Below are 11529 nucleotides of genomic sequence, written 5' to 3' on the forward strand. Positions count from 1 at the left end.
TTTTAAAATTATTAAAGGACCTCAGGTGCCAGAGAAACAACCTTCATGTTCACTGCACGGAGTTCGCGAGCCACGGGACCGAATATACGGCTGCCGCGCAATTCTCCGGCATTGTTCAGCAGCACGCATGCGTTGTCGTCGAAGCGAATATACGATCCGTCTGCACGGCGTATTTCTTTCTTCGTGCGCACTACCAAAGCTTTTGACACTGCACCTTTTTTAACGTCACTTGTAGGTATTGCGTTCTTTATGGCAACCACTATGATGTCGCCAACGCTTGCATAACGGCGGCGTGTACCTCCCAGTACTCGTATGCACTGTGCCTCGCGTGCGCCGCTGTTGTCAGCTACTGTAAGTCTTGATTCAACTTGTATCATAATTACTTAGCTTTTTCGATTATTGAAACTAATCTCCATCTCTTTGTCTTCGACAGAGGACGGGTCTCCATGATGAGTACAGTATCTCCTACATTTGCCTCATTCTTCTCATCGTGTGCATGATACTTCTTGGTCTTCTGCACAAACTTACCGTAGATTGGGTGCTTCTCCTTGAACTTTGATGCAATAACAATGGTTTTATCCATTTTGTTGCTGATAACGACACCCTGTCTTGTTTTTCTTAAATTTCTTGTTTCCATCTGGACCATTGTTATTTATTAAGTTCTCTCTGATGCAATTCTGTCTTCATACGCGCGATGTCACGACGAAGCAACTTAATCTGAGATGGATTCTCCAGAGGAGTTATTGAGTGGTTAAGCTTCAACTGTTGAAGTTTAGCAACCTCGGCATCAATACGCTCTTCGAGTTCTTTAGTCTCAAGCTCTCTTATTTCCTTGTTTTTCATCTTTCCTAAGCATTTTTATCGTAATCACGTCTTACTACAAACTTTGTCTTGACAGGCAGTTTCTGAGCACCGAGACGGAGAGCCTCCTTGGCGATGTCAAAAGGAACGCCTTCTACTTCGAAGAGAATACGCCCCGGTGTTACCGGTGCAACCCATCCGGCAGGATCTCCCTTACCTTTACCCATACGTACGTCTGCCGGCTTGCGGGTAATTGGTTTGTCGGGGAATACTCGAATCCAGACTTGACCTTCGCGCTGCATGTAACGGTTTATTGCCACACGCGCAGCCTCCAACTGTCGGCTGTCGAGCCACTTGGCATCAAGTGTCTTGATTCCGAAAGAACCGAAGGCAAGTGTTGTACCTCTGTGGGCGTTGCCTTTGTTGCCGCGTCCGTCTTGAGGTCTTCTATATCTTACTCTTTTTGGCTGTAACATGATGATTTCTTAATTTAACGGTTATTGTTTCTCTTACGATTACCGCGACCGCCTTGGTGGCGACCACCATTGTTACCACGACCGCTGTTGCCCTTCTCTTGTGTGAAGTTCGGGGCAAGGTCACGCTTCTCGTAAATCTCGCCGCGGCAAATCCATACCTTAATACCCAGCAGTCCCACCTTTGTAAGAGCCTCTGCATGACAGTAGTCGATGTCGGCACGGAAAGTGTGCAACGGGGTACGTCCCTCTTTGTACATTTCCTTGCGTGCCATCTCGGCACCGTTAAGACGGCCGGTAATCTGCACCTTTATTCCCTCGGCGCCTGCACGCATTGTGTTTGCCACAGCCTGCTTGATGGCACGGCGATAGGCAATTTTTCCTTCCACTTGGCGGGCGATGTTGTTTGCCACAATCGTGGCATCAAGTTCCGGTCGCTTTACCTCGAAGATATTTATCTGAATCTCCTTGTCGTAGAGTTTCTTCAATTCTTCCTTGAGTTTGTCAACGTCTTGTCCACCTTTACCGATGACGATACCCGGACGAGCCGTGCAGATGGTTATTGTAACCAACTTCAGTGTGCGCTCTATTACTATGCGCGACACCATAGCTTTCTCCAAACGTTTGTTCAGATACTTACGGATCTTCTGGTCTTCTACCAGATTGTCACCGAAGTTTTTACCTCCGAACCAGTTCGAGTCCCAACCGCGAATAATACCAAGGCGGTTGCTAATTGGATTAACTTTCTGTCCCATTCTGCTTATTAATTTTCATCGTTAGGTTTAGTATCTACGAATATTGTCACATGGTTGCTGCGCTTGCGTATGCGGTAGCCGCGTCCCTGTGGTGCAGGGCGCATGCGTTTCATCGTGACACCTTCATCAACAAAGATTCTCGATACAAACAGTTCGCCATCCTCTGCCTTGCGGTCGTTCTTCGTCTCCCAATTTGCTATTGCGGAGCGGAGCAACTTCTCAACATCTATGGCTGCCTTTTTCTTTGAGAATCGGAGTACGCCGAGCGCACGGTTCACTTCCATGCCGCGTACCATATCAACGACATAGCGCATCTTGCGTGGAGAAGAGGGGCATCCCTTCAATTTCGCAAAATACAATGTCTTAAGGGCTTCTTTTCTTTGTTCAGCCGCTAATCTTTTTCTTTTTCCCATTATTGTTCTTGTTTAAAAATGGTTTCTCGTCCCTGCATTATTTCTTATTACCTGCATGTCCGCCGAAGCGACGGGTCGGCGCGAACTCTCCGAGTTTGTGACCCACCATGTTTTCAGTAATGTAAACAGGGATAAATTTGTTTCCGTTATGAACTGCAACAGTATGTCCCACGAAATCCGGGGAAATCATTGAAGCTCTGGCCCATGTTTTAACCACTGTCTTCTTGCCGCTCTCGTTCATGGCGAGAACTTTCTTTTCAAGCGACACGTTGATGTATGGACCTTTTTTTAATGAACGACTCATAATTTACTTCAGTTTACTTTGTTATTTACTTGCTCTTGCAATAATGTACTTGTTAGAGTGCTTCTTAGGGGCACGTGTCTTGAGACCCTTAGCATACAAGCCCTTGCGTGAACGTGGATGTCCACCGCTCTGACGGCCTTCGCCACCACCCATCGGGTGATCGTGCGGGTTCATTACCACGCCTCGGTTGCGAGGACGGCGACCCAACCAGCGTGAGCGACCTGCCTTACCGGACTGTTCAAGAGCATGATCGGCGTTTCCAACCACACCTACCGTTGCCTTGCAGGCAGAGAGAATCTTTCGAGTCTCGCCCGAAGGAAGTTTAATAACACAATAACTGCCCTCACGAGAAGTAAGCTGAGCAAAGTTACCAGCCGAACGAACCATTTTCGCACCCTGACCCGGACGGAGTTCGATGTTGTGAACAACCGTACCCACAGGGATGTTTGCAAGAGGAAGTGCATTTCCCACCTCCGGTGCAGCCTCTGCACCGGAGAGCAATTTTGCGCCAACCTCAAGTCCGTTAGGAGCAATAATGTAACGTTTTTCACCATCGGCATAGAAAAGCAATGCGATACGAGCCGAACGGTTCGGGTCGTACTCGATTGTCTTCACTATTGCCGGAACACCATCTTTCTCTCGTTTGAAATCGATGAAGCGATACTTGCGCTTGTGACCGCCGCCAATATAGCGAACGGTCATCTTACCGGTGTTGTTTCGACCACCGGTTGAATGCTTACCGCGAACGAGAGACTTCTCTGGCACGGATGCAGTAATATCCTCGAACGTGCCAATAATCTTGTGTCTTTGACCCGGAGTAACGGGTTTAAATTTACGTACTGCCATTTTTCTATTTAGATATTGCTATAAAAATCGATTGTATCGCCCTCTTTCAAGGTAACGATGGCTTTCTTGAAAGACGCTTTCTGGCCACGTATCAAGCCAGCCTTTGTATATCGACTTGAACGTTTGCCTGAGTAGCGCATTGTATTTACGTCTTCAACCGTAACGTTATACAGACTCTCAACCTCTTTTTTAATCTCAAGCTTGTTTGCCTCCGGCTTTACTATGAAGCCGTAGCGGTTGGGGCGCTTGTCTGTAATCTTGGTCATCTTCTCGGTAACCAATGGTCTGATTATAAATGCCATGTCTGTATCTCCTAATTACTTTGTTAAAACTTCATCGATAGCCTGCAACGAACTCTCAGCGATGACGAGTACGTCAGCGTTGAGAATTTTGTAAGTATTGATGTCCGAAGCCACCATTACTTCTGCTTTTTGCAGATTACGAGCCGACAAATATACATTTTTTTCTACTTTTGGCAAAACGAGAAGCACTTTCCTTCCTTCAACTTTAAGATTTTTAGTAATATTTATAAAATCTTTCGTCTTTGGAGCCTCCATATCGAAGTCTTCAACAACAAGGAGTGCATCTTCCTTAACCTTGTATGCGAGTGCGCTCTTACGTGCCAGTTGCTTTACTTTCTTGTTAAGTTTGAAGCCATAGTCACGCGGTTGCGGACCGAATACGCGACCACCACCTTTGAGTACCGGCGAGTTAATGTCGCCGCGGCGTGCACCGCCGCTGCCCTTCTGGCGTATAAGTTTGCGTGTAGAACCTGCATGCTCGCTGCGTTCCTTTGTCTTGGCAGTGCCTTGACGCTGGTTTGCGAGATATTGTTTCACGTCAAGATATATAACGTGGTCGTTCGGTTCAATTCCGAAGATAGATTCGTTTAACGTAACCTTTCTTCCGGTCTCCTGACCTTTGATGTTTAATACGTTAATTTCCATTAGATGTTAATTATTACGGTTGAACCTTTGCAGCCAGCAACGCTACCTTTCACGATGAGAAGGTTGCTTTCTGGTATTACTTTTAACACTCTGAGGTTTTGGGTTGTCACCCTGTCACCTCCCATTTGGCCGCCCATGCGCATGCCCTTGAACACCTTTGCGGGGTAAGAGCAAGCACCGATTGCACCCGGCTTGCGAGCACGGTCGTCCTGACCATGTGTTGCCTGACCCACACCACCGAATCCGTGGCGTTTCATGACACCTTGGAAACCTTTACCCTTTGAGGTGCCAACAACATCAACATAGTCAACGCCGTTGAAGATTTCCACAGTGATTGTGTCTCCGAGGCTATGCTCCTCGTCAAACTTGAACTCGGCCAAGTGAGCCTTCGGTGTTGTTCCTGCTTTCTTGAAGATTCCCAACATAGGCTTGGTAGTATTCTTCTCCTTTGCCTCGCCGAAACCTAACTGAACAGCCTCGTAACCGTCTTTTTCAACGGTCTTTACTTGGGTAACAACACAAGGGCCAGCTTCGATAACAGTGCACGGCACATTCTTGCCGTCGGCACTGAAAACGGATGTCATTCCGATTTTCTTTCCTAATAATCCTGGCATTTCAATTAATGTTTATAATAGTTTATGTTTATATATCTGACTCCGGCCGCTACGGCAATCCTCACGGATGCCAAATAAGCCTCAGCCGTTTGTTATACCTTTATCTCTACCTCCACACCGCTCGGCAGGTCGAGTTTCATCAGCGAGTCAACGGTTTTTGACGTTGCGCTGTAGATGTCTATGAGACGTTTGTAGTTGCTCAACTGGAACTGTTCGCGAGCTTTCTTGTTAACGAAAGTGGAGCGGTTCACGGTGTAGATGCGCTTGTGCGTGGGGAGTGGTATCGGCCCGCTCACGATGGCGCCCGTGGCCTTTACGGCCTTAACGATCTTCTCTGCCGATTTGTCAACCAACTGGTGGTCGTAACTCTTCAGCTTGATTCTGATTTTCTGACTCATTGTCTTTTGTTTTTTATTATTAATATTGTTTTGTTGTGTATAATCAAAGGTGAGCCGCTAAAGAGTCATTTACTCAGCGGCTCCTTTTTTGTTACACGAGATCTACACGTCCTTTCACCTCCTCGAGTACAGTCTTGGCGATGCTCGAAGAGAGCGGCGCATGATGGTCGTACTCCATCGAGCTTGTTGCACGTCCCGAAGTGATGGTACGCAGTGATGTAACATATCCGAACATCTCTGCCAGCGGAACCATTGCTTTCACGATGCGGGCACCGCTGCGAGCCTCGTCCATGCCTTCCACCTGACCGCGACGTTTGTTCAAGTCGCCGATTACGTCACCCATGTTCTCCTCGGGTGTCACAACCTCGAGTTTCATTATTGGCTCCATGAGTACCGGACCTGCTTTAACGCATGCATTCTTGTATGCGTTGCGTGCAGCCAATTCGAAAGATAATTGGTCGGAGTCAACCGGGTGGAACGAGCCGTCGAGCAGCGTTACTTTGAGAGAATCAACGGTGTATCCTCCGAGTACGCCGTTCTTCATTGCGTCCTCAAAGCCTTTCTGTACTGCCGGAACGAATTCCTTGGGTACGTTACCGCCTTTAACCTCATTGACGAACTGCAAGCCACCCTTTTCTTTAATGTCCCAATCTGCATCAACCGGACCAACGTTGACAATAATGTCGGCAAACTTACCACGTCCTCCTGACTGTTTCTTATATACCTCGCGGAGGTTAACCTCCTTAGTAATTGCTTCTTTGTAGTTAACCTGCGGTTTGCCTTGGTTACATTCCACCTTGAATTCGCGTCTGAGACGGTCGATAATAATGTCAAGGTGCAACTCGCCCATTCCGGAGATAACGGTCTGTCCGCTCTGCTCGTCGGTATGTACGGTAAACGTGGGGTCTTCCTCTGCCAGTTTTGCGAGACCGTTGTCAAGTTTGGCAATGTCTGCCTGACTCTTTGGTTCTACGGCGATGGAAATCACGGTATCCGGGAACGTAATGCTCTCAAGGATTACCGGATGTTCTTCGTCGCAGAGCGTATCACCTGTGCGTATGTCCTTAAAGCCAACGCCTGCGCCAATGTCACCGGCATCGATGCTCTCCATCGGCTGCTGCTTGTTCGAGTTCATCTGGAACAGACGGCTTACGCGTTCTTTCTTGCCGGAACGTGTGTTAAACACATACGAGCCGGCCTCAACCTTACCCGAATATACGCGGAAGAAAACGAGGCGACCTACATACGGGTCTGTGGCAATCTTGAATGCCAATGCCGATGTCGGCTCGCTGTCAGACGGTTTGCGCTCTTCTTCCTCACCGGTATTGGGGTTCTCGCCCACAATGGCAGGCGTGTCTTGTGGCGACGGGAGGAATGCGCATACATAGTCGAGAAGTGTCTGAACGCCTTTGTTCTTGAAAGAAGAACCGCAGAGTACCGGTGTACACTCCATGGCGAGTGTTCCCTTGCGTATGGCAGCCATCAGTTCCTCCTCCGTTATCGAGTTGGGATCTTCGAAGAATTTCTCCATCAAAGACTCGTCGAACTCGGCAGCAGCCTCAACAAGTTTGTCACGCCATTCCTGTGCCTCTTCTTTCAGGTCTTCCGGAATTTCCGTAACCTCGAACTCCGAGCCTTGTGCTTCGTTATTCCATACGATGGCCTTCATCTTCAACAGGTCAACTATTCCTTTGAAAGTCTCCTCCTGCCCGATGGGTACGACCAAAGATACGGGGTTGGCACCAAGCACTTCCTTCATCTGTGTCAGCACGTCAAAATAGTTTGCACCGGAACGGTCCATCTTGTTAACATAGCCAAGACGAGGAACGTTGTACTTGTCTGCCTGACGCCATACTGTCTCGCTCTGCGGCTGTACGCCGCCAACGGCACAATATGTGGCCACTGCTCCGTCAAGAACACGCAGCGAACGCTCTACCTCTGCGGTAAAGTCAACGTGCCCCGGAGTGTCAATCAGGTTTATTTTAAACTGCTTGTCGTTATACTGCCAATAGCATGTGGTGGCGGCAGAGGTTATGGTAATTCCTCTCTCCTGCTCTTGAGCCATCCAGTCCATGGTTGCGGCACCATCGTGCACCTCACCCAATTTATGAGTTTTTCCGGTGTAATATAGGATACGCTCGGACGTTGTGGTCTTACCGGCATCGATGTGAGCCATGATGCCGATGTTGCGGGTCAAATATAAATCTTGTTTTGCCATTTTGTATCTTAACCTATTTCTGTTTACCTTTTTACCTCTGTTTTTTTAGAAACGGAAATGAGCGAATGCACGGTTAGCCTCTGCCATGCGATGCATGTCTTCTTTACGTTTGTAGGCACCACCCTGATTGTTGTATGCGTCCATTATCTCGGCTGCCAGTTTGTCTGCCATGCTCTTACCACCGCGTTTGCGTGCATAGAGGATAAGGTTTTTCATCGAAACGCTCTCTTTGCGATCCGGACGAATTTCCGTAGGCACTTGGAATGTTGCGCCACCGATACGACGGCTCTTTACTTCCACCTGTGGGGTAATATTGTCAAGAGCCTGCTTCCAGATTTCGAGAGCCGGCTTTTCCTCGTTCTGCATCTTTGCAGACACGGCATCAAGTGCTTTGTAGAAAATCTCGTACGATGTATTCTTCTTTCCATCGTACATCAGATGGTTAACGAACTTTGACACTTTCTTGTCATTGAATCTCGGATCCGGCAGGATCACGCGCTTCTTTGGTTTTGCTTTTCTCATTTTACTGTTTTGTAATTTTTATTCTGCATGGGGCTGCCTGTTCTGTTCTTCAACGTCTTCACCAAGACATTTACTCAACCTGTATAAACAATTCTCCAGCAAAACTGTTATTTTTTATTTTCGGGGACGTTAGCGTCTGCCCCTGACGTTGTTTAAAACGGGGGTCGGACTCAAGCCATCTCCGGCTTTAGCCTGACCGCCGCAATGTCTTTACTTCTTTGCTTTCGGACGCTTTGCACCGTACTTTGAACGACGCTGCGTACGATTGGCAACGCCTGCGGTATCAAGCGTTCCGCGCACGATGTGATAACGTACACCCGGAAGGTCTTTTACACGACCGCCACGAACAAGCACGATGGAGTGCTCCTGCAGGTTGTGACCTTCTCCCGGAATGTAAGAGTTCACCTCTTTCTGATTAGTTAAACGTACACGCGCAACTTTGCGCATTGCTGAGTTAGGCTTCTTCGGGGTCGTCGTATATACGCGAACACACACACCGCGACGCTGAGGACAAGAGTCCAACGCCGGCGACTTGCTCTTGTAAACGAGTACCTTTCTGCCTTTTCTTACCAATTGTGAAATTGTAGGCATTGTTTTACTTTTTTGAATTTATATATTTATTTTCGTTATTTTCAACACTTTACGAACACTCTTTATCGTTCGTACAATTTGAGGTGCAAAGGTACGAATATTTTTTTTTTCCACCTAACAATAATAAAACCGTTTTTTTACACAGCTATAGTTTTAACAAAAAATAACTGTAAGATACGTTTTTTTTAATTACTTAAAATGTACAATCCGACAATTTCCAATCATTTTTTACATGCCGTAGAAACATAGTTTTCGCATTGTTACTTGTATCAATCACATGTATAAAGTAGTGCAATTTCGGCAGATTTGCGATGCAAATTGGGCTAAATTACTTTTCAAAACAGGCAGAATTGGAAAACAAATCCGCCTAAATTGGTTTGGAAACAGGTGGTAATTACGACAAAATGCAGTATATATCTCAGTGTCACCAATTTCTAATCTGCAATAATTCGTGCCAAATACTTGAAAGTAAGTCATCAAAGAAATAGTTATTAGAGATAAAAAGTATGATGATTTTGGGGAAACGGATGCTGCCGATAAAGAATCGGCAAAGAGTATTTCGACAATGTGTTTCATCAAACTTAAAGACAGCAAGCAAGGAATCAGCGAATCTTCAGAAAATCTTTTCATAATCTACGAAAACGGCTAACAAGTAAAGGTGGCATATAAAGGTCAGCAATACGACTGACATATAAAGAATTAGGAGATTACAGAAAAGAGTTCAGAGATATTAATCCGAAACATACCTCTTTCTTTTTTCAGACTTAAACCCAAATCGGTCATCAGACCGCATTTGCTTAGATTTGCTATTGCCGTTACGCTTCCCAACCGCTTTAGCCCGCTTGCTGACATCTGCGCGGCCATTATATCTCAACATAGCCCGCTACGCCTTCGATGAAACGGCTGCACATCTGCTCAACAATCGAACAAAATCGGTTGAGGGTTATAATGACCGATTGGGGTTAAAATGCAGGAAAAACTTGTGATAAATGACGATAAGTCCCGCATACATTATTAATTCATCTCTTTGCCGATGCTGCATGCGGGACTTATCGTGAAATGTAATTTACTTGTAAGACTAAGCCTCCGGATTACCATTGCCAAACGGGGCTATGGTACGGGGCTGCTGGTTGGGAATCTGTATCTTGCCGAACTGTGTCTCGTAGCGCATGATATTTTCCTGCATTGCCTGCAACAAACGTTTGGCGTGCTCGGGAGCAAGGATTACGCGACTCTTTACCTGAGCCTTGGGGACTCCCGGAAGGATACGGGCAAAGTCGAGGACGAAATCGCTGCTTGAGTGGGTTATTATCGCGAAATTGGCATAGTGTCCCTGAGCCACGTCCTGCGGCAACTCCATCTGCAAACCTCCCTGTTGGTTTTTATTTTCTTCCATGATATTACTTTTATATAATTAATATTATTTTATCGCCAATTATCCATTTTCAGAATATTTCTCCGACTGCTTCCTTATCAGTTCGGCATCATCGAAATAGTTTATGCGCATAGCCTCCCGCACCTCGTGCAATGTCTGTGCCGCTACCTCGCGGGCTGCCTCGGAACCTTTTTTGAGGATGTTATACACTTCGGGAATATCCTTTTCGAACTCATGGCGACGCCGACGGATGGGTTCGAGACGGCTGTTAAGCACCTTTGTAAGGAATTTCTTGCATTTCATGTCACCCAGTCCTCCACGACAGTAGTGTTCTTTCACCTCGTCAAGGTTCTTGTATTCGGGCCAGAACTCGGCAAAATCGTCATCGGTGGAAAAGGCATCGAGATATGTCATCACGATGTTGCCCTCGACATGTCCCGGGTCTTCTACGCGTATGTGTTCGGGGTCGGTGTATGCCGTCTTTACTTTCAGTTCCACTTCCTTTGCCGTGTCTGACAGATATATGCAGTTGCCGAGACTCTTAGACATCTTGGCACCGCCGTCGAGACCCGGCAGACGGAGACATACCTTGTTTTCCGGAAGCATTATCTGCGGTTCTACAAGAACCTCGCCATAGGTTGTGTTGAAACGCCTCACTATCTCTCGGCACAGTTCCAGCATAGGCTCCTGATCCTCGCCCGCAGGCACAGTGGTGGCCTTGCAGAATGCGATGTCAGCGGCCTGCGATATGGGATATGTGAAGAAGCCTGCCGGTACGCCTTGCCCGAAATTGCGCATTGCCATCTCGGTTTTTACGGTAGGATTGCGCTGCAGGCGTGCCACAGAAACGAGGTTCATAAAATACACCGTCAGTTCTGCGAGTTCGGGAATCATGGACTGAATGAAAAGCGTGATCTTGGACGGATCCAAACCTACGCTGAGATAATCGAGTGCCACTTCAATGATGTTCTGTCGCACCTTCTCGGGGTTGTCGGCATTATCAGTGAGAGCCTGCACGTCTGCAATGAATACGAACATCTTGTCATAGTCTCCTTCGTTCTGCAGCTCCACGCGACGGCGCAACGATCCCACGTAATGTCCCAAATGGAGTCGACCCGTGGGACGGTCACCGGTCAGTATTATTTTTCCCATAATCTACTCTGTCATTTTATTATGTCTGCAAAGGTAACATTTTTTTCTTACACTCCAAAAAAATATATGCCGACAAAAAATCCCGGGGAACAAGGTTGCTCCCCGGGATTTCATTGTCAA

Annotated in this window: 18 protein-coding genes; 1 reads left to right on the top strand and 17 read right to left on the bottom strand. The window is 47.0% G+C overall.

The window, feature by feature from the left end; all coding sequences use genetic code 11:
* Positions 1-11: 11 nt before the first annotated feature.
* From rplN to rpsL, 15 genes are all read right to left on the bottom strand, one after another.
* A complete protein-coding gene (rplN, locus tag EII32_RS04540; protein WP_125234262.1) occupies positions 12-377 on the bottom strand; it encodes a 50S ribosomal protein L14 in 366 nt (121 codons plus the stop codon).
* A gap of 2 nt (positions 378-379) precedes the next feature.
* Positions 380-646, bottom strand: a complete 267-nt coding sequence (rpsQ, locus tag EII32_RS04545; protein WP_125234263.1) for a 30S ribosomal protein S17 — start codon at positions 644-646, stop codon at positions 380-382.
* A gap of 2 nt (positions 647-648) precedes the next feature.
* Positions 649-843 (bottom strand): 50S ribosomal protein L29, encoded by a 195-nt coding sequence (rpmC, locus tag EII32_RS04550; RefSeq protein WP_125234264.1) that lies wholly within the window; start codon positions 841-843, stop codon positions 649-651.
* Between the two features lie 5 nt (positions 844-848).
* On the bottom strand, positions 849-1277 hold the full coding sequence (gene rplP / locus EII32_RS04555; RefSeq protein WP_125234265.1) for a 50S ribosomal protein L16: 429 nt from the start codon (positions 1275-1277) through the stop codon (positions 849-851).
* A 14-nt stretch (positions 1278-1291) separates the two neighbouring features.
* The gene (gene rpsC, locus EII32_RS04560; protein ID WP_125234266.1) at positions 1292-2029 is read right to left on the bottom strand and encodes a 30S ribosomal protein S3; all 738 of its coding nucleotides are present in this window, start codon (positions 2027-2029) and stop codon (positions 1292-1294) included.
* An 8-nt stretch (positions 2030-2037) separates the two neighbouring features.
* Entirely contained in the window at positions 2038-2442 is a 405-nt protein-coding gene (rplV, locus tag EII32_RS04565; protein WP_125234267.1) for a 50S ribosomal protein L22, read from the bottom strand.
* 37 nt (positions 2443-2479) lie between these two features.
* Positions 2480-2746 carry a 30S ribosomal protein S19 gene (gene rpsS, locus EII32_RS04570; protein ID WP_125234268.1) on the bottom strand — a complete coding sequence of 89 codons (267 nt, stop codon included), beginning with the start codon at positions 2744-2746 and terminating at the stop codon, positions 2480-2482.
* Positions 2747-2767: 21 nt separating this feature from the next.
* The gene (gene rplB / locus EII32_RS04575) at positions 2768-3592 is read right to left on the bottom strand and encodes a 50S ribosomal protein L2 (RefSeq protein WP_125234269.1); all 825 of its coding nucleotides are present in this window, start codon (positions 3590-3592) and stop codon (positions 2768-2770) included.
* An 8-nt stretch (positions 3593-3600) separates the two neighbouring features.
* Positions 3601-3894 carry a 50S ribosomal protein L23 gene (rplW, locus tag EII32_RS04580; RefSeq protein ID WP_125234270.1) on the bottom strand — a complete coding sequence of 98 codons (294 nt, stop codon included), beginning with the start codon at positions 3892-3894 and terminating at the stop codon, positions 3601-3603.
* Between the two features lie 15 nt (positions 3895-3909).
* Positions 3910-4539, bottom strand: a complete 630-nt coding sequence (rplD, locus tag EII32_RS04585; protein ID WP_125234271.1) for a 50S ribosomal protein L4 — start codon at positions 4537-4539, stop codon at positions 3910-3912.
* On the bottom strand, positions 4539-5153 hold the full coding sequence (rplC, locus tag EII32_RS04590; RefSeq protein ID WP_125234272.1) for a 50S ribosomal protein L3: 615 nt from the start codon (positions 5151-5153) through the stop codon (positions 4539-4541). The genes rplD and rplC overlap by 1 nt, the downstream gene beginning before the upstream one ends.
* 92 nt (positions 5154-5245) lie before the next feature.
* Complete coding sequence (rpsJ, locus tag EII32_RS04595) at positions 5246-5551, bottom strand: 30S ribosomal protein S10 (protein ID WP_125234273.1); 306 nt, start codon at positions 5549-5551, stop codon at positions 5246-5248.
* Between the two features lie 91 nt (positions 5552-5642).
* On the bottom strand, positions 5643-7769 hold the full coding sequence (gene fusA, locus EII32_RS04600; RefSeq protein WP_125234274.1) for an elongation factor G: 2127 nt from the start codon (positions 7767-7769) through the stop codon (positions 5643-5645).
* A gap of 45 nt (positions 7770-7814) precedes the next feature.
* Positions 7815-8291, bottom strand: coding sequence for a 30S ribosomal protein S7 (gene rpsG / locus EII32_RS04605; RefSeq protein ID WP_125234275.1), 477 nt, complete (start codon positions 8289-8291; stop codon positions 7815-7817).
* Between the two features lie 210 nt (positions 8292-8501).
* On the bottom strand, positions 8502-8882 hold the full coding sequence (rpsL, locus tag EII32_RS04610; protein ID WP_125234276.1) for a 30S ribosomal protein S12: 381 nt from the start codon (positions 8880-8882) through the stop codon (positions 8502-8504).
* 803 nt (positions 8883-9685) lie between these two features.
* Here rpsL and EII32_RS04615 point away from each other — a divergent pair.
* Entirely contained in the window at positions 9686-9868 is a 183-nt protein-coding gene (locus EII32_RS04615) for a hypothetical protein (RefSeq protein WP_125234277.1), read from the top strand.
* A 92-nt stretch (positions 9869-9960) separates the two neighbouring features.
* On the opposite strand, the gene EII32_RS04620 is transcribed toward EII32_RS04615, so the two are convergent.
* On the bottom strand, positions 9961-10278 hold the full coding sequence (locus EII32_RS04620; protein ID WP_125234278.1) for a DUF3467 domain-containing protein: 318 nt from the start codon (positions 10276-10278) through the stop codon (positions 9961-9963).
* Between the two features lie 39 nt (positions 10279-10317).
* The gene (trpS, locus tag EII32_RS04625) at positions 10318-11409 is read right to left on the bottom strand and encodes a tryptophan--tRNA ligase (protein ID WP_125234279.1); all 1092 of its coding nucleotides are present in this window, start codon (positions 11407-11409) and stop codon (positions 10318-10320) included.
* Positions 11410-11529 lie beyond the last annotated feature (120 nt).

Source organism: Prevotella sp. OH937_COT-195 (assembly GCF_003932845.1).
In the GTDB taxonomy this organism is placed as follows: domain Bacteria; phylum Bacteroidota; class Bacteroidia; order Bacteroidales; family Bacteroidaceae; genus Prevotella.